The sequence below is a fragment of the Niveispirillum fermenti genome (assembly GCF_052474395.1).
Map to the genome: position 1 here is coordinate 2222504 of NZ_CP156681.1, position 22108 is coordinate 2244611.

At 62.9% G+C, this 22108-nt stretch carries 20 protein-coding genes and 1 tRNA gene; 10 read left to right on the forward strand and 11 right to left on the reverse strand.

Translation table 11 applies throughout. From position 1 onward, the window contains the following. Window positions 1-21: 21 nt before the first annotated feature. Complete coding sequence (trmFO, locus tag ABC728_RS21570) at window positions 22-1386, reverse strand: methylenetetrahydrofolate--tRNA-(uracil(54)-C(5))-methyltransferase (FADH(2)-oxidizing) TrmFO (protein ID WP_416617370.1); 1365 nt, start codon at window positions 1384-1386, stop codon at window positions 22-24. Between the two features lie 389 nt (window positions 1387-1775). On the opposite strand from trmFO, the gene ABC728_RS21575 reads away from it, so the two are divergent. From ABC728_RS21575 to ABC728_RS21590, 4 genes are all read left to right on the forward strand, one after another. Then, window positions 1776-3167 (forward strand): MATE family efflux transporter, encoded by a 1392-nt coding sequence (locus tag ABC728_RS21575; protein ID WP_416617369.1) that lies wholly within the window; start codon window positions 1776-1778, stop codon window positions 3165-3167. 149 nt (window positions 3168-3316) lie between these two features. Continuing rightward, window positions 3317-6004 carry a DNA gyrase subunit A gene (gyrA, locus tag ABC728_RS21580; protein ID WP_416617628.1) on the forward strand — a complete coding sequence of 896 codons (2688 nt, stop codon included), beginning with the start codon at window positions 3317-3319 and terminating at the stop codon, window positions 6002-6004. Between the two features lie 107 nt (window positions 6005-6111). Then, entirely contained in the window at window positions 6112-6633 is a 522-nt protein-coding gene (gene coaD / locus ABC728_RS21585; protein WP_416617368.1) for a pantetheine-phosphate adenylyltransferase, read from the forward strand. Between the two features lie 102 nt (window positions 6634-6735). Next, a tRNA-Lys gene (locus ABC728_RS21590) sits at window positions 6736-6811 on the forward strand. A 314-nt stretch (window positions 6812-7125) separates the two neighbouring features. On the opposite strand, the gene ABC728_RS21595 is transcribed toward ABC728_RS21590, so the two are convergent. Beyond that, complete coding sequence (locus ABC728_RS21595; protein ID WP_445376492.1) at window positions 7126-9486, reverse strand: hypothetical protein; 2361 nt, start codon at window positions 9484-9486, stop codon at window positions 7126-7128. A 287-nt stretch (window positions 9487-9773) separates the two neighbouring features. Here ABC728_RS21595 and ABC728_RS21600 point away from each other — a divergent pair, with 287 nt between their 5' ends. Then, window positions 9774-10463 carry a hypothetical protein gene (locus ABC728_RS21600; RefSeq protein ID WP_416617366.1) on the forward strand — a complete coding sequence of 230 codons (690 nt, stop codon included), beginning with the start codon at window positions 9774-9776 and terminating at the stop codon, window positions 10461-10463. A 19-nt stretch (window positions 10464-10482) separates the two neighbouring features. On the opposite strand, the gene ABC728_RS21605 is transcribed toward ABC728_RS21600, so the two are convergent. From ABC728_RS21605 to ABC728_RS21620, 4 genes are all read right to left on the reverse strand, one after another. Then, window positions 10483-11325: a DUF3883 domain-containing protein gene (locus tag ABC728_RS21605; RefSeq protein WP_416617365.1), complete on the reverse strand. Its 843-nt coding sequence runs from the start codon at window positions 11323-11325 to the stop codon at window positions 10483-10485. A 75-nt stretch (window positions 11326-11400) separates the two neighbouring features. Further along, window positions 11401-12072, reverse strand: a complete 672-nt coding sequence (locus ABC728_RS21610) for a hypothetical protein (RefSeq protein WP_416617363.1) — start codon at window positions 12070-12072, stop codon at window positions 11401-11403. A gap of 4 nt (window positions 12073-12076) precedes the next feature. Then, window positions 12077-12658, reverse strand: coding sequence for a hypothetical protein (locus ABC728_RS21615; RefSeq protein WP_416617362.1), 582 nt, complete (start codon window positions 12656-12658; stop codon window positions 12077-12079). Next, entirely contained in the window at window positions 12655-13413 is a 759-nt protein-coding gene (locus ABC728_RS21620) for a hypothetical protein (protein WP_416617361.1), read from the reverse strand. The genes ABC728_RS21615 and ABC728_RS21620 overlap by 4 nt, the downstream gene beginning before the upstream one ends. A gap of 82 nt (window positions 13414-13495) precedes the next feature. On the opposite strand from ABC728_RS21620, the gene ABC728_RS21625 reads away from it, so the two are divergent. Then, window positions 13496-13927: a hypothetical protein gene (locus tag ABC728_RS21625; RefSeq protein WP_416617360.1), complete on the forward strand. Its 432-nt coding sequence runs from the start codon at window positions 13496-13498 to the stop codon at window positions 13925-13927. A gap of 62 nt (window positions 13928-13989) precedes the next feature. Here the strand turns inward: ABC728_RS21625 and ABC728_RS21630 are convergent, their stop codons facing one another. Next, on the reverse strand, window positions 13990-17355 hold the full coding sequence (locus ABC728_RS21630) for a TM0106 family RecB-like putative nuclease (protein WP_416617359.1): 3366 nt from the start codon (window positions 17353-17355) through the stop codon (window positions 13990-13992). Window positions 17356-17460: 105 nt separating this feature from the next. On the opposite strand from ABC728_RS21630, the gene ABC728_RS21635 reads away from it, so the two are divergent. Beyond that, complete coding sequence (locus tag ABC728_RS21635) at window positions 17461-18459, forward strand: helix-turn-helix transcriptional regulator (protein ID WP_416617358.1); 999 nt, start codon at window positions 17461-17463, stop codon at window positions 18457-18459. Window positions 18460-18515: 56 nt separating this feature from the next. On the opposite strand, the gene ABC728_RS21640 is transcribed toward ABC728_RS21635, so the two are convergent. The 4 genes from ABC728_RS21640 to ABC728_RS21655 form a co-directional block, all read right to left on the reverse strand. Then, window positions 18516-18779: a DUF3892 domain-containing protein gene (locus ABC728_RS21640; RefSeq protein WP_416617356.1), complete on the reverse strand. Its 264-nt coding sequence runs from the start codon at window positions 18777-18779 to the stop codon at window positions 18516-18518. A gap of 2 nt (window positions 18780-18781) precedes the next feature. Then, window positions 18782-19000: a hypothetical protein gene (locus ABC728_RS21645; protein WP_416617355.1), complete on the reverse strand. Its 219-nt coding sequence runs from the start codon at window positions 18998-19000 to the stop codon at window positions 18782-18784. A gap of 162 nt (window positions 19001-19162) precedes the next feature. After that, complete coding sequence (locus ABC728_RS21650) at window positions 19163-19456, reverse strand: hypothetical protein (RefSeq protein ID WP_416617354.1); 294 nt, start codon at window positions 19454-19456, stop codon at window positions 19163-19165. 28 nt (window positions 19457-19484) lie between these two features. Further along, window positions 19485-20213 (reverse strand): endonuclease, encoded by a 729-nt coding sequence (locus tag ABC728_RS21655; protein ID WP_416617353.1) that lies wholly within the window; start codon window positions 20211-20213, stop codon window positions 19485-19487. A gap of 377 nt (window positions 20214-20590) precedes the next feature. Here ABC728_RS21655 and ABC728_RS21660 point away from each other — a divergent pair, with 377 nt between their 5' ends. The 3 genes from ABC728_RS21660 to ABC728_RS21670 all read left to right on the forward strand — a co-directional run bounded on the left by ABC728_RS21660 (window position 20591) and on the right by ABC728_RS21670 (window position 22093). Continuing rightward, a complete protein-coding gene (locus ABC728_RS21660) occupies window positions 20591-20941 on the forward strand; it encodes a hypothetical protein (protein ID WP_445376493.1) in 351 nt (116 codons plus the stop codon). 56 nt (window positions 20942-20997) lie between these two features. After that, complete coding sequence (locus ABC728_RS21665) at window positions 20998-21624, forward strand: hypothetical protein (protein ID WP_416617351.1); 627 nt, start codon at window positions 20998-21000, stop codon at window positions 21622-21624. A gap of 136 nt (window positions 21625-21760) precedes the next feature. Next, window positions 21761-22093 (forward strand): hypothetical protein, encoded by a 333-nt coding sequence (locus ABC728_RS21670; protein WP_416617349.1) that lies wholly within the window; start codon window positions 21761-21763, stop codon window positions 22091-22093. Window positions 22094-22108: the final 15 nt, after the last annotated feature.

Here is a 22108-nt window from a genome sequence, read left to right on the forward strand (position 1 = left end):
GCGCGATTCGGCCGGCGCGCGTCAGGCCGCCGGTGTATCCAGCCAGCCTGTCAGGTCGCGCAGCGCGCGGCCGGTATAGGCCTTCTTCCGGTCCTTGCCGTGCAGTTCCTTGCCATTGGGCTGGCGTTCCGTCACGGGCGGGAACAGGCCGAAATTGACGTTCATGGGCTGGAACGTCTCTGCTTCCGCCCCGCCCGTGATATGGGCCAGCAGGGCGCCCAGCGCCGTGGTGCGGGGCGGCGGGGCGGGCAGCGATCCCTGCCGGTCGCAGGCCGCGAAGCGGCCGGCCAGCAGGCCCACCGCCGCACTTTCCACATATCCCTCGCAGCCCGTGATCTGCCCGGCGAAGCGCAGGCGCGGCATGGCCTTCAGGCGCAGGGACCCGTCCAGCAGACGCGGGGAATTGATGAAGGTATTGCGGTGCAGGCCGCCCAGCCGCGCGAACTCCGCATTCTCCAGGCCGGGGATCATGCGGAACACCCGAACCTGTTCGGCATATTTCAGCTTGGTCTGGAAGCCGACCAGATTGTAGAGCGTGCCCAGCGCATTGTCCTGGCGCAATTGCACCACGGCATAGGGGCGCTTGCCCTCATGCGGGTTGGTCAGGCCGACGGGCTTCATGGGGCCGTAGCGCAGGGTGTCCCGGCCGCGCTCGGCCATCACCTCGATGGGAAGGCAGCCTTCGAAATAGGGGGTGTTCTTCTCCCATTCCTTGAAATCGCCCTTCTCGCCATCGATCAGCGCCTGGATGAAGGCCTCGTACTGCTCCTTGTCCATGGCGCAGTTGATGTAATCCTCGCCCGTGCCCCCCGGCCCGACCTTGTCATAGCGGGACTGGAACCATGCCTTGGACAGGTCGATGCTGTCGGTATGCACGATGGGCGCGATGGCATCGAAGAAGCTCAACTGCTCCTCGCCCGTGAATGCGCGGATGGCTTCGGCCAGCTTCATGCTGGTCAGCGGGCCGGTGGCGATGATGGTGCTGTCCCACTCCTCGGGCGGAATACCATCGACCTCGCCGCGTTCAACGGTCACCAGGGGGTGGCTGGTCAGGGTCTGCGTCACATGCTCGGCGAAATGGTCGCGGTCCACGGCCAGCGCACCGCCGGCAGGCACCTTGTGCGTGTCGGCTGCCGTCAGGATCAACGATCCGCACCGCCGCATCTCTTCATGCAGCAGGCCGACGGCGTTGTATTCGGCATCGTCGGAGCGGAAGGAATTGGAACAGACCAATTCCGCGAAGAAATCCGTCTGATGCGCGTCCGTTTTCCGGACGGGCCGCATCTCGTGCAGGATGACGGGGATGCCGGCCTGAGCGATCTGCCAGGCGGCTTCGCTGCCGGCCATGCCGGCACCGATGACGTGGATGGGGGCGTGCTGGGTCATGGGGCCACGGTTTCGCGCGGCCCCGCCCATCCGTCAAGCCCCCAGCGCGCATGGGCCCCCGGACAAGTGTTGCGGCGGCGGCCTGCGGCTTGGGTCCTGCGCGGGATCATGGATGGGAACCGGCGGCGGTTCATCCGGCGGGCCGCCCGGCTGCGGCGTCGGCGTCTCGCCGGGCGGCGGCACTTCCGTCTCGTCGGGTGGGGTGGAACCGGGAAGCGGCGGAACGATGCCCATGCTGGGGTCTCCCTTCGATCTGTTCTCTACCCCTATCCAACCCTCAGGCGGGCTGAATTGTTCCGGCGACATCACCGGGCTGGACATTTCCGATATCGGATGTATCGTCGCGCCCCCTGCAAACCCGATTCCGGCCCTTTCCCGTCGCACCCATCATGACCCTTATCGCCCCCAAGCGGGAAACCGCGTTCCGCCGCATCCGCCGTCATGTCGGGGAGCTGGTCCGCCTGTCCGTTCCTGTGATCATCGCCCAGGCCGGGGTGATGACCATGGCGCTGGTCGATACCGTGATGGTCGGCCGCTACGATGCCCGGGAACTGGCCTATTACGGGCTGGGCAACATGCCGGTCGGCGTCATGCTGGGCGTAATGATCGGATTGCTGATGGGGGTTCTGGTCCTTTCCGCGCAGGCCGTGGGCCGGGGCGAGGATCATCTGACCGGCCGCATCTGGCGCCGGTCGCTGCCCTACGCCCTGTTGATAGGATTTACGGTCGCCGGTGCCTGCTTGACGGGGGAGGCTTTCCTGCTGCTGACGGGACAGGACCCGGAACTGGCCCATGGCGGTGCCGGCATCATGCGGGTGGTGGCGCTGGGCATGCCGGCGGCGGCGCTGCACCTGGCCACCAGCCTCTATCTGGAAGGGATGAAGCGGCCGCTGCCCGGCATGGTCGCCATGCTGATCGGCAATGTGCTGAATGTGGGGCTGAACTGGCTGCTGGTCTGGGGCAATTGGGGCTTCCCGGCCATGGGCGCGCAGGGGGCGGCATGGTCGACCACGGTGCTCCGCTGGCTGGGCGCGATTGGTCTGGTCGCCTATGTCTGGTGGCATCCGAGGCGGGTGGAATGGGGCATCCGCGGCGGTTTCGCCGGGTGGTGGCGCCACGCCGCCGAACAGCGCAAGGTCGGCTATGCCGCGGGCCTTTCCAACGGGCTGGAGGGGTCGGCCTTCGCGGGGCTGGGGCTGTTCGCCGGCTGGCTGGGGGCCGCAGCCATGGGCGCCTATACCATTGCGCTGAACCTGACCGCCTTGCCCTTCATGTGTGCCCTGGGTCTTGCATCCGCCACGTCGGTACGGGTGGGCAACGCCTTCGGCGCCGGTGACGCGCGGGAAACCCGGCTTGCCGGCTGGACGGGGCTGGGTGTGTCAACGGTCTGCCTTGCACTGGTCGGTGTGCTGTTCCTGCATTATCCGGGGGAGATAGCGGGCCAGTTCACGCACGATGCCACCGTGACCGCCCTGGCCGCGCCGTTGATCGCGCTGACGGCCTGGCTGCTGGTGGCCGATGGCGGGCAGGTCGTCATGGCCCATGCCTTGCGCGGCCGTAACGACACCTGGGTGCCGACCATCCTGCATTTCTGCTCCTACTATGCCATCATGATGCCGGTCGCGTATCTGCTGGCCTTTCGCTTCGGCCAGGGCGTGCTGGGCCTGTACCAGGGCATCTTCGTCGCCAGCTTCGTGTCGGTCACTTTCCTGTCCGTGCGGTTCTGGTGGCTGTCGCGGCAGGGGATCGGGGCAGGTGGGGCGGGGTCCCGCCCCCATTGATTGTTCGCACCCGCGAATGATGCTACAAGGGGCGCCAAGCGGCCGGTCACCCCGGCCGTTTCTGTCCGCCCCGTAATGACGAGTTCCGCTCGGTGACATCCACACCCGCTCTGCCGTCCAATATCTCGCCCATCACCATCGAAGATGAGATGCGGCGCTCCTATCTCGATTACGCGATGAGCGTGATCGTCAGCCGGGCGCTTCCCGATGTGCGCGACGGCCTGAAGCCCGTGCATCGCCGCATCCTCTTCGCCATGAAGGAAGGCGGGTACGACAGTACCAAGCCTTACAAGAAGTCGGCGCGTATCGTCGGTGACGTGATGGGTAAATACCATCCGCATGGCGACAGCGCGATCTATGATGCCATGGTCCGCCTGGCGCAGGATTTTTCCATGCGCCTGCCGCTGATCGACGGCCAGGGCAATTACGGGTCGATGGACGGCGATGCCGCGGCGGCCATGCGCTACACCGAGGCGCGCCTGGCCAAGGTGGCGGAGTTCATGCTGGATGACATCGACAAGGAAACGGTCGATTTCCAGGCGAACTACGACGAGTCGGAGGAAGAGCCGACGGTTCTGCCGGCCAAGTTCCCGAACCTGCTGATCAACGGGGCCGGCGGCATCGCCGTCGGCATGGCGACCAACATTCCCCCGCACAATCTGGGTGAGGTGGTGGATGCCTGCCTAGCCTATATCGACAATCCGGACATCTCGATCGATGAACTGATCGAGATCGTGCCGGGTCCGGACTTCCCCACCGGTGCCGTGATCCTCGGCCGCTCGGGCATCCGCTCGGCCTTCCATACCGGCCGTGGCAGCGTGATCATGCGCGCCAAGACGGATGTGGAGGAGATCCGCAAGGATCGCTGGGCCATCGTCGCCACCGAGATCCCCTATCAGGTGAACAAGGGCAAGCTTCTGGAGCGCATCGCCGAATGCGTGACCGAGAAGCTGGTCGAGGGGATCAGCGACGTCCGGGACGAGTCGGACCGCGACGGTGTGCGGGTCGTGATCGAACTGAAGCGCGATGCCGTGGCCGATGTCGTCCTGGCCCAGCTTTTCCGGCACACCGCGCTGCAGACCAGCTTCGGCGTCAACGCCCTGGCCCTGAATGGCGGCCGGCCGGAACTGATGGACCTGAAGGCCATCATCGCGGCCTTTGTCCGCTTCCGCGAACAGGTTGTGACCCGCCGGACAGAGTTCGAACTGGGCAAGGCGCGCGAACGCGCCCATATCCTGGTCGGTCTGGCCGTCGCGGTCGCCAACCTGGACGAGATGATCGCGCTGATCCGCAACGCGCCCGACCCGCAGACTGCGCGTGAGCAGATGATGGCCCGCGACTGGCCGGCGGCCGACGTCGCCCCGCTGATCGCGCTGATCGACGAGCCGGGCCGCGGCCTGTCGGAAACCGGAACCTACCGCGTATCGGAAGCGCAGGCCCGCGCCATCCTGGATCTGCGCCTGCACCGGCTGACCGGGCTGGAGCGTGACAAGATCGGCGAGGAATTGACCGGCGTCACCGACCAGATCCGGCATTTCCTGGCTGTGCTGGCCGATCGTGCGCTGTTGCTGGACATCATCCGCAACGAACTGGGCGAGATGAAGGCCCGCTTTGCCACGCCGCGCCGCACCCTGATCGAGGAATCGGAGTTCGAGTCCGATATCGAGGACCTGATCCAGCGCGAGGACATGGTCGTCATCGTCACCCAGGGCGGCTATATCAAGCGCGTGCCGGTTTCCACCTATCGCGCCCAGGCGCGTGGCGGCAAGGGACGGTCGGGCATGAGCCTGAAGGCGGAGGACAATGTCTCCGACCTGTTCGTGGCCAATACCCATACGCCCATGCTGTTCTTCACCAGCCGCGGCATCGTCCACAAGCTCAAGGTCTGGCGCCTGCCGCAGGGCACGCCGCAGACCCGCGGCAAGGCGCTGGTCAATCTGCTGCCCTTGACGGACGGAGAGACCATTTCCACCGTCATGCCGATGCCGGAGGATGAGGCGACCTGGGGCGATCTGGAGATCGTGTTCGCCACGTCCGGCGGGGGCATCCGGCGCAACAAGCTGTCGGATTTCCAGAATATCCGCGCCAACGGCCTTATCGCCATGAAGCTGGAGGAAGAGGGGGAGACCCTGATCGCCGTGCGGACCTGCACCGATCAGGATGATGTGCTGCTGGCCACCCGCCTGGGCCGCTGCATCCGCTTCCCCGTGACCGAGGTGCGCGTGTTCAGCGGCCGCACTTCCACCGGCGTGCGCGGCATCCGTCTGGCCAAGGGCGATGGTGTGATCGGCATGTCGATCCTGCATCACACCGACTATACGATGGAGGAGCGGGCGGCCTATCTGAAGCAGGCCCGCGAATTGCGCCGCGCCCTGGGCGAGGAGGCGGACGATTCGGTTGATGTCGATGCCGAGCCCGTGGCCGGAGAGGCCGCCCTGTCGCCGGAACAGTTTGCGGAGATGCAGGCGCGGGAAGAGATCATCCTGACCGTGTCGGAGCAGGGCTTTGGCAAGCGCAGCTCGGCCTATGAATACCGGCTGACGGGCCGCGGCGGCCAGGGCATCTGGAACATGGACATGGGTGACCGCAACAAGGCGATCGCTGCCGTGTTCCCCATTCATGAGACCGACCAGGTGATGATGGTCAGCGACAGCGGCCAGGTCATCCGCATGCCCGTGCATGACATCCGGCTGACGGGCCGCAAAAGCAAGGGCGTCACCCTGTTCCGCCTGGCGGGGGAGGAAAAGGTGGTGTCCGTGGCCCGGCTGGAGGATGACGGTGCCGGCGAGGGGGGAGCCGAAGCCGGGGCAGCCGATGCCGATGGTGCCGCCGGCTGACCGGCACCGGGGGACGGACCGCCGGGGACGATCGATCTCCGGCGGCTAAAACAGGGTCCGGGCGATGGAGCCGGTCCTGCTGGGGGTAAGGGGAGAGGATTTCCAACATGGTGGCATCGCGTATCGGTGTATATCCGGGCACGTTCGACCCGATCACCAACGGCCATTTCGACATTATCCAGCGCGCGGTGCGGATGGTTGATCATCTGATCGTGGGTGTGGCCAGCAATGCGGGCAAGGGTCCGCTTTACAGCACGGCGGAGCGCGTGGCGCTGGTGGCCGGCGAACTGGCCACGCTCAGCCAGCAGGGCTGCAGCGTGGAGGTGCGCCCCTTCGACCAGTTGCTCATGAAGTTCGCCGTTGATTGCGGGGCGAGCGTCATCATTCGCGGCCTGCGCGCGGTTTCGGATTTCGAATATGAATTCCAGATGGCCGGCATGAACGCGCGGCTGAACCCCGCCGTCGATACGGTGTTCCTGATGGCGTCCGATCGCCACCAGTTCATCTCCTCGCGCTTCGTGAAGGAGATCGGGCGTCTGGGCGGCGATATCAGCCAGTTCGTCAGCCCGCGCGTCGCAGCCAGCCTGGCTGCCCGTTTCGAAGCGGAACGCAAGGCCGGCCCCACCTGACGATGGCGGTGGCACCCCTGCGTTCCGCAAGGGTGCAATGCCACATGACCTGTGTTGACGTGGCCGTTTCACCCGCCTATGGTGCGCGCCACTTCAAGGGGCGATCCCGTAGCTCAGCCGGTAGAGCACGTGACTTTTAATCATGGGGTCCTGGGTTCGAGTCCCAGCGGGATCACCACCCTTTTGAAATGGCAGCTGTCGATGGTGGCATATCTTTTCCCTAGAAGGGCTATGGTATGCCAATCTGACACGATAACGTTTATGCATTCAGCTAAGTTATTGATAATATTAGGCGCCGCTTTTGGCCCCTTCTAATCCCTCTGCGGCTCGCTGACATATGCGAGGTTCGGGCTGCTAGTCTTCCCAGATATGGCTGCTTCTCGGTGTAGCCTTTGGGGTTCGCCTAAGTCCGATACGTGCAAGGACGACAATCACCGCATCGTTTGCGGCGAATAGGATCGCTATTCGCCGCAAGGTGCCGTCCACGGCCGATCACGCCGCCTCCCACACCTCGTTCAGCACCTTGGCCGCCAGCGCCGCCTTGTCCCCGGGCAGGAACCGCCCATAGTGCTCCTGGACCGTCTCCGGCAAATCCTGGATGGCGTAGCTGGCCTGCTCGTACGAGCCCGTCTTCTTCAGGATATGGGTCGCCAGTACGTCGCGGACGTTGTGCGGGCCGTGGGGCAACAGGCCCTCTATGGCGCCGCGCTTGGTGAAGGGGTTGTAGATCCCGTAGCGCTGGATGATCAGGCGCCAGGCCTCGTAGAAGGTCGTCTGACCGTATTCGGCACCGGTCGAGGTCCGCTTCGCCGTCTTCACGAAGAACGTGCCCGGATCGGCGGCGGCGCCCAGCAGCAGAAGGCGATGCCGGTCCAGGTAGCCGGAGATCAGGTCGTACAGCCCGTGCAGGTCCGGCAGGCGGAGGTGGAAGGCCTGGCCGCGGAAATATGAGGAGCCGGCGTTCTTGAAGGCCTCCACGGGGATGTAGACCTCCCAGCCGCCGTCGCGGCTGTTCCAGCGCAGTTCGCCCCGGCGGAGGTCGCTGAGGTGCCGCGCCGTGGAGGGCATGGCGCCCCTGGGCTTCCAGAGCAGCTGGCGCAGGTTCTTCTGCCTCACGCCCAGGTGCAGGCCCAGGCGGACCATCAAAAGCGCCCGCGTCGCCTCGGCCGCAGCCACGGGATAGCGGTCGGCCCTCGGCATGAGCCGGACGATCTCGTCGGCGATCTTCTTGTATTCAGTCAACGGACTATCCGCCTCCAGCACCGGCAGGATCGGCTCGAACGGGTCGCGGTGGACCTTGGCCACCCGCTTCACCTCCTTGCCCCGGCTGACGGCGTACCGGTGCGCGGCCTGGCACGCGGCCCGCCAGTCGGCCAGGGCCCTGTCGATGTCGTCCTGGGCCAGCAGGCCCGGGACAGGCTGAAGGCGCTGGGCCAGACCGGGGTTCTGCCACAGCCATCCGGTCTCGGGGCGGGTCAATGCCGCCGCCACCGACAGCGCGCCACTCTCCCAGCTGGTGTAGAAGCCGCGACGGCGCTCCCGCCAGTCCACGTACCAGCCCCAGGTCTGGGGAAAGGCGAGCAGCGCCAAGCACAGGCTCCCCTTGTCGGCGCCGAGGCCGCGGACCGGCCCGGCGGCGGGAGCGGCCAGCGCCCCGAACATCAGGCCCAGGTGCTCGATCTGCTGCAAGGCCATCTCCCGGCCCCAGGCACCGGACCGCTGGTACCCGAAGGGCGTCAGGGTGGCGCTCTTGAACCCGACCAGGCCGGCGATCTCGCGGTCCAGCTCTTCGTCGGCCATGGTGGCGACGTCGAACCTCGGACTTTCCGAACGCCGGCCTCCCTGGTCTTTCCAGCGTGCATCCACCAAGGCGCCGGCATGGGGCAGCCGGAGGGCGAAGGGCGTCTTCATGGCGGCGGCCTGGTACGCCCTGTAGGCGGTGGACCCGCGCACGACCACCTCCCGCACCCATCGCAGGATCTCCTCCCGTTCCTTTGGGGGCCGGGTGGTGAAGTCGTCGGGCAGGTGCCAGGCCAGCCGTCGGTGCTCGGCGTTGGTGATCCCATGGACGTTGTTGCCGGCGATGGCGCGGGCAGGATGGGGCAGGCGGCCCGACAGGTGCCCGTCAGGTAGCCGGTACCGCTGCTCAAGGATCGCGATGGCCTGCATGCTGCGGACGGTCCTGGGATGGCGGACCCCGCTGCGCCAGTTGCGGATCGTGGAGACATTGACCGCGACGCCGGCGGCGGCGAGGGCCCGTTGGAGCACATGGTTGTTGTCGTCATGCCGCCGGGCCTGCTGGTCCAGCTCCCGATGGAAGTCGGCGAAGGTGCGCGCCTCGGGCCACAGCGCGGGTGGAAACTGGACAACCGGGGCGGGCTGGCGCCCCCGGCGCCGGGCCTTGGCCACCGGCGCGACGACCGGCGCATCCTTCCTCGGCCGCCCGCGCTTCCGGGCCGGGGCCGGCGGCACGGACGGCGTCTTTGCCCTCGGCGGCTCCTGCGTTGGGGCGGCCAAGGGCTTCGCCCTCGGAATGGCCAGGGCCAGCTTGCGTGCCACCTTCCGGACGGCCCGCTTCGGCTTCGCGACGGCCGGGCTGGGCAGTTCCCGCACGATGGCGTCCAGCAGCGGCTTCAGCTGCGCCCTGGCGTCGAGCAGCGTGGAAGGAGGGACGCCGGCCGCCGCGGCGATGGCCTGGTAGTCGAAGCCGCCGCCCGACCTGGCCGGCCAGCGCCTTTCCCGCGCCAGCCCCAGCAGGTGGTCGCGCAGGGCCATGACCTCCCGCGGCGGCATGATGGGTTCAAGCCGAAGGCGGACGTAGTCGGCGATGATCCGGTGGAGGCGCAGGGACATTTGGGTTGCCTGATTGGAAATGGGGCGCTTCCCTGCTCCCTTGACCGCGGCGAAGTCTGTAACCGGCCTCATTGCGTTTTGTTTTCGGCGCGCGAAGCGCCAGGAGGGTGGCGCCTGCCCGAGGAGGGCGTTATCCGCGAAGGCGGAAATTGGGTACATCGCCCGCGAAGCCCATCGGCTCGGACGGCGCTGACGGCGTACGTACCGACGGCCTTCTTCCGCATGCCCGTTCCCGCGCTGTAACTGGCTAGGCCACGGCCACATCGACGACGACACGGGGGCGATCCATGGCTGACGAGTCGCGTCTGAACCTTATTCTTTGCGACGAGGGCTACGACGCCGCCGCAGCGGAGGAGAGCATCAGCAAGCTCGCCCGCATTTTCGGCGAAATGCTCGCCCGAGAACACATCGAGGCTGCGTCCCGCGCCAGGGCCGCCGCCGTCGAGGCGGCGCAGGGGCTCCCGGTCGACGCGATCCGGGCCGGCATAGGGCGCGCGGTCAGCGACTTTCGCTTCGTTCCCATGGTTGGGCACCGGGATACGAGACCGACCGAGGAGCAGCTCAAGTTCGCCCTGTACCGTTCGCTGAGCGAGGACGACTGGACGGTCCAGGCCGGTGTGTCGCCGGCGGGCAGCGATGCCCGGTGCGACATGCTGGCCGTCCGGCGCGACGACAGGATCGCGATCGGGGTCAAGATCGCCTGGGCCGGGAAGGAGGCGTCCAGCAGGCCCGCCCAGCAGGTCCGGGACTGGGAAAGGAACATCGCCGGGCTGGAGGCCATGCAGGGGGCCGGCCTCGCCACGCATGGCCTCTTCGTGCTGGCCTTCCTGCACTGGCAGGGATCAAGGGCGGCCGACAGCCTAAGGAATTATGTGGACGGCCTACGCGGCAGCCCCGTCTTCCCTGCGTCAACTCATCCGCTGCCGGCCTGGCACGGCGTGAACCGGGTCGATTTCTTCGTGCGTCGGATATTCTAGCGCGTCGGTCCCAGAAGCTTCACAGGAAGTTTGCTTGGAAGCTGGTCGCCACCAGCGACACGTGCGCCTCCAGTGGTGGGCGCAGTTCGAACGCCTTGGGCTCCCGCGCGAAGTTCCAGAGCCGCACCAAGCACCATTCGTCGCGGCGTTCGTCGGCAACGGCCAGTTCGTTGCGCGTGACGTGGAAGGGCGTGCGCTCCCAGCCGTTGGTCGTCTTCACCTCGATCAGCCGGTTGCGGCCGTCGGCGTCGAAGCTCCTGATGTCATAGCCGGCCCCGTCGCCGTCGAGGTGGGATACCCAGCGGATCCCGTTCACCAGGTCCGTCCTGCCAGCCGAGAGCAGGGCGGCCCTTTCGTGGGCCAGCACGCGCTGTTCGCCCGCTTCGCCAAGGTCCCGGTTGCGCGCGTCGCGCCCTGCCACGTCGTACTTCCTGGCGATGGCAGCCATCCGGCCAATCTCGGGGAGCGGGGGCGCGTTGCTGTGCGTGGGCGGCGGGAGAATCCGCAGGATGTCGTTCTCGCTGATCGGCAAGGACTGGAACTCGACCGTCATGTCCGGGGCTGTCGGCATAAGCCATTTCGGATGTCGTTCCAGCCATCGCACCACCGCGGGTTCGAGCGACATCTGGTAGTTGGACGCTGGCTTGTACCCGGGAATCCATGGCTTCCCGAGGCCCACCAGGACCGCGCTGATGTTCTGGTGCTTGAACTCGATGGCGCCGCGCGGCCGGTCGATCACCGCTCGGAGCCGGCGATTGTGATCGGCCTTGCTGTAGGGCCGGCCGGCAATGTCGGCATCGAGCATCGTGAAGTAGTCCGCGACGGTGGCGTCGTTCTCCGCGTCAGTCCAGTCAGCGGCCATTTGTGGTACATCCGTTCAGATTTTTTAGTATGGTGTATCCAGCAAGTATTAATTTGAGTGACGGGCAGCATACTGTTAATGCATTAGCGGTTGGGGAAATACTGCATTGTAATTAATGGTCACTTGTGTTGCTAAAAGCTCCGCGTCTGTTTTGGAAACAGGCCATTCTTCTGCATGCCCTGCGCCCGTCACATGTTGTGGGTGAAATCGCGGCGAACCGATATTTTGTTGTTCCGTCTCAAAATGCTTTTCAGCATCCGGATGGCATTGTTTAAAGTATTGCAAAATAGATCGCTGCCAATGAACGTCACCATCATTTGGAGTCCACTCGGATATGGTAAATGGTTTGAATCCGAATGTATGCAAAATTTCCATCACGTACGTTGCACAAGTGAGGCCCATACCTAGTTCGGTCTTAGTGTAATGAAGAGTTTGTTTGTCCAAGTAATGGCCATTATCCAGAAAACCTACACCATAAGGTACTTTGTTTTTTCCTCCTTTTCCAAGACGCAATGCGATGAGCCGTTTATTTATCGAACCAATAGCCGCTACCTCTGTCCAGAGATAGTGCAGCTCTTCCGCAGGCTCATCCTCAAGGTGATTGTGGCTGCATAGATGCCGTAAACGAGCTTTGCCTTCATGGATGTAGAGCATACCCGTATGCCACTGATCACCCGAGATTCGACGGATAACAAAGCCAATCGAATCAGCTCGATCAAAGGGGATAGAAGTGGGGTTGTTCAGCATCTGGTCAAAGAAGTCCCTGAAGGAGCTCGCTCACGTCCAATTTTCTATTTGCCAAGGCAAACCAAGCTCTCTTAACGTAAGGCTGCCAATTTAGAAGGTGTCCATTCAACGGAAAAAGAGCTCGAGGTATACCGACTATGAATTCCGGCGCCAACCGGTGAACGTCAATATATGCCAATTCCCGGTCAAGCTTGGCGAGATCCGTGTAAATTGCTTCCTCTAGTGCATCGAACATCGCGAGAATATCTTCGTCCTCAACTGACTGAAGGCTCGCATCGTACATTGCGGAAACCCACGCTGGGACCTTCGTGTTGTAAGAACCCAATGCTGACGAGAAGCTGACGTCGTTGAAAGACCAGTTAATTGCAGTATCGCGCACCTCTCCAACTAAAAAAGTAGAAAATTCGGGAGACGACTTAAAAATACGCTGCACTCCTCCCGAATAAACATGAGTGAACGAGACGATGTCGTCCACGTCAGAAGCATACGCCTCATCATCACGAAGCGCGCGGAAGGTGCCGTGCTGCGGGGATCGGTTAATAAAACGACTTTTAGGTCCAAGTAAAGTCCCAATTCCGAGCATCATAACCCATCCATCCGCTCGAACATTGATACGACGAGCTTCTCTAGTAATGAAGAGGCTCGATTGGCATCGAGATTCAATCGTAAATCGACTCCGGTGTTATAATCAAGGTCAAGTTTTACGCCTACCAATCGGCTTTGGATGCTCCCGCCCTCAAAGCCCCCCCCCATAACAGGGATGTCAATGCGTTCAAAAACTCCGTGTGACCATCGCTCCAAATGATTAAGTCTAATATCTTCATCAATGGTATAAGGATTGATTTGATATAGAAAATCATCACAGTTATCTGTATCAACTAATAAACATGGAAATCGCTGCTTCAAGATTTTATACACTTCAACAGTATCGCTTTGTGGTTGAATAAGACTAGCCCCCGCTCCAACTCGAGAAAATGATGTGGAAATCTTATTTATTTCTTTTGTTATTCTATTAATGACAGGGGCAAAATCATTAATTGGCCTTATCATTGATGATGAATCGTCGAATACTTCATCTGTCAGTACGTGAATATCTATTCGCCCGCCTTGACGGACGATGTTAATTTGGAAGCCCTCATGCTTAGTGGCCTCTAGCCGAGTCTCCGTTGCGCCCCGGCGTGAGGTCTGCTCCATTTCTGGAGGTGAGCCAAACAAGATCTCTGTCAGGCTCCCGTTTGGGAACTCCCACCGTTGAGGCTCACCAAAAAGGGTAATTCGCATTGTGTCGGAGAGCCAGCTGGCAGCATTATCTCTACCGCTTGCATTCTCTGTGAGAGACATTTTGCCCTGTCCTAGATACTATTGAAGCCTGACGTTATCACATATAGGGTGCATCCATGCAACGCCCAGAGGCTCGGGAGGAATGACAGATTTTTCACAGGAAGATGCTGCTTTGGTGGCTCTCGCCGCCATGCCCGATGGTAGCGCGTCTCCCATCCAGATCATGAAAATGCTTTTCCTGATAGACCGAAAGGCCTCACCCGCATTTGGCGGTCCAAAATTCAATTTTGTTCCTTACGACTACGGGCCATTCGACCGCAGCGTATACGACGCTATTGATAATTTGGCAACCAAGGGGTTGGTGAGTGTAGCGACTGGACGTCCGCGCACGTATCGGCTGACGAGTGAGGGTAAGGCTGAAGCTGCAATAATCGCCGACCGGCTCCAGCCGGCTTTTTTGAGTTACTTCCACCAACTCGGTAAGTGGATCGTTTCTCTTGGTTTTACCCAGTTGGTTAGCGCTATATATCGGGAGTTTCCAGATATGAGAGTTAATAGCGTTTTTCGTGAATGACATTAGCAGTGGCCAAATAGATCCTTGGCGTTTGTCCTCGCGCTGTCAGGGAAAAATACTTTCTATCTGAATGTCATGGTAGCGAATTGCTGGGCACAGCAAAGACCATTTACCAGCTCCATTTGCCTTATCTTCGAACAAGAAACCTCAAGCAGCCGTGAATTTGCATAGATGACCGCTAAGCATCGTGCTCGGCTCACAGCCACATTGAGCCGGTTCCGGCTGTAAAGGAACTCGATGTTCCTCGGCAGGTCATCTCCAGACGATGTCGCCATCGACACCAAGACGACAGCCGCCTCCTGGCCCTGGAACTTGTCCACCGTGCCCACCCGTGCCCCCTCCGGCAGGACGCGCTTCAACAGATCGACCTGCATGTTGTAGGGAGAGACCACCAGGATGTCGTCCACCCCGATGTAATGGCGTCTTCCATTTCGGTCGGTCCAGTGGCCGCCGAGCAGCGCCCGGTAGGTGGTATCCAACCGAGCCGCTTCCTCTTCCGACCGCTGAGTACATCCAGCATGCTCGACCTTGACGAAGCGCAGCCCCGCCGGGGCAAGCGCTTCCGGGTCCTTCGAGACGTCGACCTCGACACGCTGGTTGGCCGTGCTCGGCTCAGCTTCCAGCCGCCGGTCGTACATCGCCTCGGATATGAACCGGCACAAGTCCGGGTGCATGCGGCGGGTGATCGGCAGGAACACCCCTTGGTCGGCCGGCACCGTCGCATGTCCCTCCAGGAGGTGATCAAGTGCCGACTGGCCGCTGCCGCCGGGATGCGTGCCCTTGATCGGCTGGGAGAGCTGCATCTGGTCCCCAACCAGCACGATGTTGCGGGCGGCCATGCCCATGGCCACGATATTCGCCAAGCTCACTTGGCCTGCCTCGTCGATGAACAGGTAGTCGAACGCCTGGTCCAACTCCTCCCGCGCGAAATGCCAGGCCGTGCCGGCGGCCAGCCGATGGTGGGGAAGCACCCCGCTGCCGCTTCCGCCGATCACGTCCTCGATCCAGCCCCCGGTGCCGAGCACCTGGTCCTCTCGCGACGACTTCTTCATGCCCTGGCAACGCAGCCCTTGGGCGGTGGCCATCGCCTCCACCTCCTTCAGCAGGTTGTTGATTGCCTTGTGCGAATTGGACGCCACCCCGATGCGCTTCCCGGCGGCGAGGAGCGCGACGATCGCCTGGGCCGACGAATAGGTCTTGCCCGCGCCCGGAGGGCCCTGCACAAGCAGGTAGCTGTCGTCCAATACCCGAAGGGCTTCAACCATCCCGGTGGTGGCGTCCATCCCCTCCGGCACGACGGCCTGGTTCGGCGGCCTGCCCATGAACCGCGGCCGATCCTGGCGCAGGATCGCGGTTACGGCGGGATACTTTACGCCGCCCCTGGCGACATCCTCCGCGTATCGGTAGATCGCGGCGCGCAGGACCTTGTCGCCCACGGGACCCTCGGGGATCAGGGCGCTTCCCGGCACTATAGGTGACCTACTGGGCCCCAGCTTCAACTCGATGACGCCGTTGTCCTCGTCGAGCGATATGATCTCGCCGGCCGGCTCAAGGGTGCCCGAACGTACCGGCTTGTCACCGACACGTATCTTGAAGTCCTGCGCCGGGAAGGTGAAGGCGTAGACGGCAGACTTTCCTTCTGCCCGGGGCCGGATCGTCGGATGCGGCTGGAGGCCGGCAATGCATTCCGCGTCTTCAAGCAGGGCGTCATGGTCCATGTCCTGGCGCGCGAACATGGCCCACCAGGTTGGCTTCGCCTCCCGCCGATGGAATTCCAACAGGTCCGCGAGCAGCTGCCGCCATGGCTCATCGTTGCCAGCCACCAAGGCGTCGGCCAGGCGCTGCGTGCGTTCTTCCGCTTCCTGCCGCTCCATCGTTTTCTCAGGGGTGATGGGCGTCACCGTACGTCCGGTGAACCACGGCGTCCCCGGCGGCCGGAGCGATAGCAGCCAGTCGCGGCACCCTCTCGTGGATCGGCAATCGACCTCGTTGTAGTCGGCGATCTCCCGGAGCAGCTGGTCGCCGCCGAGGCGCCGCCAGCGCTCATAGATGACGATGCTGTCGCCGGCGGTCTTGACCTCCCCCTGGCGACCGCCGGGCAGGTAGAAGGCCTCCATGTTCTTGATGGAATAGCGGGGTTCCGACGTGCGGACGGATTCCGCCACGACCTTGTAGAGGTCTACCAGCCGGTTGCCGCGCAGGATGTCGTCCACCTCGTTCTCGCGGGTCCCGTGGTACATGGCCAGCCGCTTCAGGGCCGTCTCTTCGTACGAGGCGTAATGGTAGATATGGGCGCCGGGATACCGCGCGATGCGGGCCGTCATGAAATCGACCGCCTGCTCGAACGCCACCTTCTCGCCGTCGCGGTCATGGGACCAGAAGGCATCGAAACGGTCCACGCCGCCATCCATGGCGACGATCCCGAAAAGGTACTCCAGCCCGCCGTCGAACAGCGGGTCCCCCTCCATGTCGAAGAACATGTCGCCTTCGCTGGGTTGGGGGAGGCGGGCGAAGCCACGGCCCGGTGCCGGCGGAAGCAACTCCAACTGTTGCTCGCCGGTCCGGCGGTAGTGAGCCTGGAGGCGGGCCTGGGCAGAGAGCTTGGCGACCGTGCCGGGCTGGATGCCGGGGATCCTGGTACCGGCGGGCAGCGCTGCCAGCGCGCTGATGTCGTTGATGCCCGCTTCACGCAGGGCCGCGACCTGGCTGCGTCCCATGCCGGCCACGATCGAGAGGTGGTCGGCGGCCTCCCACTCGGCGTCGCAGCGGTCGGCCCACCGGCAGAAGGTGCAGTGGCTGCACGGGTCGCCGCTTGACACGGCGGGCAGGGCGTCCACGAACGCCTCGAAGCGGCGCCGGGCGAAGGTGAAGTAATGCAGCACCGAGTCCGTGCGGAAGGTTTCGACCACTCCGGTCCCTAGGACGACGTGCATGCGCGGCGGGATGACGCCTTGCACGGCTGCCAGCATCTCAGCGTAGACGCAGAGCTGCATCAGGTGCTTCGGCTTCGCCGTCCGGGCAAGCTTGGTATCGGCCACCTCGTAGGCGAACGACCCCAGCGATGAGTCGATGCCGTCGACCTTCAGCAGGAAGTCGGAATAGCCATGCCAGCGCCCTGCAAGGAAGGCACCCTGGTAGATGACGTCGGGGCCTGCGCGCATCGCCCGCCGCGTTGCCTGGGCACGTTCCTCCAAGGTGCCGTCCGCTGGGATCTCCACGACCGTGCGCCCTTCGTCGCGCAGGCGCTGGAGATAGGTGCGCTCGTGCTCGATGCCTTTCTCCTGGAGCAGGACGGCCGTTTCGTCATCCGGAGCGAACGTGGTCGGCGTGACGAGGTTGCGGGAATCCAGTACCGTCGCGTGTGAGCAGCCCATGAAGTTGACGAGATCACTCGCCGAGAAGATCGTCCTTCCCTGGTAGTTCAGCATTACCGCTCTCCCCAAACGGGCTACCTCAATCTCAACTCCATCCTACCAATCCCGCATCATGATTGCAGCAGGCGGCTGAAAGTACCGCGTGTTCAGGAGCAGGGAATGTCTTACCGGAATGCGGTCGAGCTATTGAGGGTTGCAGCGAAGGCAACATCGATGAGGGGCGTCAGCCTGAAAGAGATCGAGGCGATGCTGGAACGCAACTATCGGACCGCGCAGAGGTTGATCCAGGCTTTGGGCGACCTCTTCCCGGAACTCGAAAAGCGCAACGATGACGATGACCCGGGATGCTCACGCTGGTACCTGCCAAGGTCCGGTATCGCGCCGCTCTTGAATCCCACGGCTGAGGAACTCGCGGCATTGAGTTTGGCAGAAGCCTCCCTGGCCAAAAGCGCGGGAATCGATCATGCCAAGGCTCTGCGGGGCCTGCACGCCAAGATACTGGCCCTCATCCCGACCGACCGCAGTCGACGCATCGAGGCCGACGAGGAAGCGCTGCTCATGGCTCTGGGCCATGCGGCACGCCCCGGTCCCAGGCCTACCAGCGAGGAGGCTGTAGACCTTGCGATCTCCACCGCCCTCAAGGGGGCGTCCAAGCTGCGCATCCGTTATCGGGGTAAGAAGGACATCGCGGCGCGGGACAGGATAGTTGCCCCGCACGGGCTGTTATTGGGGGCCCGACGCTATCTCGTCGCGATCGATCTGGGAAAATCCGGCGGCGATGTGCAGCATTATCGCGTCGATTGCATAGAAGAGGCGACCGTCCTGTCGGACCCTTTCCTGAGGAAGGAGGGTTTCGATCTCGCTGAGCACGCGCAACGCTGCTTCGGCTCCTATGAAGATCCCCACGGTATACATGACGTGGTGTGGAAATTCGCTCCGAAGGCCGCACAGCAGGCGCAAGGCTTTGTTTTCCACCCGGCGCAGACCGTCGAGTTCGAAGCCGATGGATCCCTCATCGTGAAGTTCCGCGCGGCCGGCCTGCTGGAAATGTGCTGGCACCTATATATGTGGGGGGACGCCGTGGAGGTGATCTCCCCTCCTGAACTCGTAAAGATGGTGGATGGCTATCGGCGTTCTGACTTTGCTGCGTTGCCTTGACACCAGCCCTTAAAGAAGACGGGGGCCGAAGCGATGCTTCGGCCCCGAGATGTCGATCAGCAGTCGGGCAGGTCGTCCAGGTTGTTGCGCGACGTGCTGTCGCGATCAGTCCTGAGGTACTTGCCCGAGGGGCCGTTCACCACCCTGATCTGCGTCTCCGGCGAGTTCAACCAGTTGACCCAGTATTCGTGGGTCCCGGTCTCGATGTCGCTGATCGCGTTCGCCTTGCTGCGGGGCGACCAGGTTTCACCGGAGTTGCACAGGGAGGTGATGTCGCCCTGCGAGTTCTTGCCGGTGGCACGGACATAGCGCTTGGCCATGGTTAGCTCTCCTTGACGGTGGTCTTGGGGTGGGCCTTCCCGTAGGCGTCGGTGACGTACTGCCCCGAGATGGCGCTCCGGTAGTGGCTGCCGTTGCCGCCACCCGAACCGGCGCTTTCGCGCACCGTCGTGTGGGGGCTGGCCTTGCCGTGCTTGGCGGTGACGTACCGCCCGCTGATTGCGCTGCGGTAGCTACCGCCGCCTTTACTGCCCTTACTCATGCTTCATCCTCTTGCCATGACACGGCTCACCTTGGCCGCTGACTGCACTGTGGATGAGCGGGACGACAAATCCTGTCGTATGCGAACGCGCATCAGCCCTATGACCGAACTTTCTTCGTTCGGCGGCTATTTCAATCGGAATCCGACGAACCGATGTGGGCGTTACTTCGGCTTGGCCCCGTTCGCCCGCCGATAGTCCTCGACCATCTTGTCCGTCACGTCTTGGGGGAAGCACAGCGGCGCGTGGCCGCCTGGCTTGCTGTAGGCGCTGCGCTTCCCGCACCGGCTGCCGTTGGCGGCAGTGTTGTAAGGGCAGGGGCAGTTGCCGGGATAGCTGGCGATCGACTGCTGGATCAGCGCCTGCCGGACCTGCTCGTCGGTCTGGCTGAGGCCCGCGGCTGGGAGCGTCGGGATAGTCAGCATGGCACCCAGTAGGCCGGCCAATAAAATCCGCATCGTCGTCCATCCTTTCCAGCCGCTAGGTTCAGGGCGCGGCATTCCGCACATAGGGATTGAAGTTGCCCTGGGCGGCCTCGATCCGGCGGTCGCGCAGCCGTTCCCATTCGTCCACCGGATCGGCGAGCGACCACAGCTTTAGGACGGCCAGGTCGGCCTCCGTGACCTCAACGCCATAAGTGTCGATCATGTAGAGCCAGACGCGGGCCAGGTCGCCGCGCACGGATTGGGGCGGCTCGACCCGCTTCGGGTTCCCGCCGATCTCGAACTCGCACCGGCCGTATTTCCTCGGGTCGCCCTCCACCATGCCGTAGGCGTGGTTGGACCGGACGACGTTCAGCAGGGCGACCGACGGGACGAGGTTGTGCAGGTCCGCCTCCACCTGCTTGAACTCGGGATCGGTCCGTTCACAGCATTCCCGCCCCTCGACGCCGGGCTTGCACCCGACCTTAGCCCAGCAGGACCGCTTGTTGCCGAAGAACCAGGCAGGGACGACGTGCTCCCAGTCCAGGCGCGTCGCGATGGACGAACTGCTGACCAGGCCGCAGCTGGCCTTGTCGATCACGCCCCCCGATGCGTTCTTCGGCGTGTAGCTGCACGAGCAGTAATAGTCGATGCGACGGTCGGCATAGATGCTGTCCCTGGCGACGACCTTCGCCTTGTCGAAATTCGCCAGCGGGCGGGCAGGCTGCTCCCCGCCGGCGGGGAAGGCGCCAAGAAACAGGACGAGGAAGCCGAACACCGCCTGTCGGAACATATGGACCTCCACTCCCGAACTGCAGGAAGCATAGGCTGATACCGGCGTGGCATCCTATGAACGGCTTCACCGTCCGGCGGCGACATGGCCGTTCCCCCATGGAAACCTGTTCCATGTGCGTTCCCATCCGTGGCATATTATGTACCACCTACACCCGGCTAGATACCGGAGGTGGGGGCGCAACTGCGCGTGAAGCAAAGGCACAGCCCCTATGTCGGGCGGCCAGCTGAATAAAACACCCCACCAACACCTGGGAGTAGCTACCCGGGCGGGGGGAATAGGCTGGGCGTGCAACCTTTGCTGTACGTATCTACCGTCCCGGCGCCAGGCCGGCGGCGGACGGTTGCGCTTGTCCTTTTGCAAAGGAGGTACAAGTCTTGCCTACCAACGAGAACAATTCGTTACCGCCCCACCCGGGTGGCTGCCCATGCTGCGTGGGCTCATCCTCCACCGACCAAACGCGCGCGACCCCCGGTGCGCCGCCGACGCGCTACTACCCGTTCGGCGTTGGGGTCGGATCGGCGGTGACGCTGAACTACAATTATTACGTTGACAGCAGGCGAGGCGTAGATGTCGGCGGCTTGTCCGGTTCGCGTGGCGCCCATTCCATCGTCCGTCAGCCCTACGACAGATTGAAGGTCTCCGGCGGCAACGACGCGGACACATACCTGAACGTCGAGTTCCTGGCGTTCAACGATGGTGGCCTGGAATGGACCTATTCCGGCTGATCGGCGCGCAACGGCGACCACCAGCCATCAGAAGCCTTAGCCCAAGGATGCATCAGATGTCTCTCCGCGATCCCGCCCGCACGCCGCAGGCCACTGAGCCGGCCTATGACTACAAGACCACAAAGGAAGGTGACAAGATCATCATGGATGTATTCGTAAAGAAATCAAGGAGAGGGAAAATCTTTCTTTCCTTGATTTTTCTGATCATTCTGCCCATCGTTGTAGCCTCAACAGCATCTCCATATTCTGGTCTGGCCTTTATTTCAGCAATCATGCCTTTTGTGGGCGTGTTCTATATTATTTGGCTGCTCTTTAAACGGGGCGGTCACATTGCAACGACCCGAATTGAGATCAATGCCCAACGGATCTCCATCCCGCAGGCAGAGAAACTTTTCGATGTTGATCATGTGCGGGCCATTGGATGGGGCTTGACTACCCCGCCTAAGGGAACACCATCGGCCGCCTTCTATGGTTCCGGTGCGGCTGGGGCCTTCGCCGCCGGTACCCAAAACGCCAGCCAAATCGCTAATGCGGATTTCGTGCGCCAATATGGCTATTGCATCTACCTGATTTATGGATCTCGGCGAGAAACCCTTGTTTCCGGTCTTCACGAGGACCTTGTGGAGACGATCTACGACGAGTTCGCGACGAACCTCAAGGCGTGCGGCCATTCGTTCGGCTGATTGAGGTAGGCCCCAGACATTGCAGTCGAGGGCCGACTTCCGACCACCGCATTCACAACGTCCCGACGGGCCTGGCGATGACCAGGCAAGTGGGGCCGGTTCAATTCGACCACTGACCACGAATGAAGGAGATGAAATGAGCAATATTTTGAAATACTGCCGGGTGCTGACCCTGGTGCCGCTGCTGACGATGGCGGGGTGCGGCAACGGTGAGCCGGGGGAGGATGACATGCGCAATGCGATCCGGGCCCAGTTCGACAAGGCGAATGAGGCGACCCAGGCAGCTGGAGGTGGGCAGCAGATGGTGCTGCGTGAATTCAAGAAACTGAGTTGTGCCAAGGTCAATGGAAGCGCCGTCTTCGCCTGCACGGTTACGGTTCGTGTTGATGGACCTTGGCTCAACAACGCGGGAGGTACGACGGAAATGAAATTCACACGGGCTGATTCAGGTTGGGTAGTCGTCCAGTAAACCCGCGGCACAAAT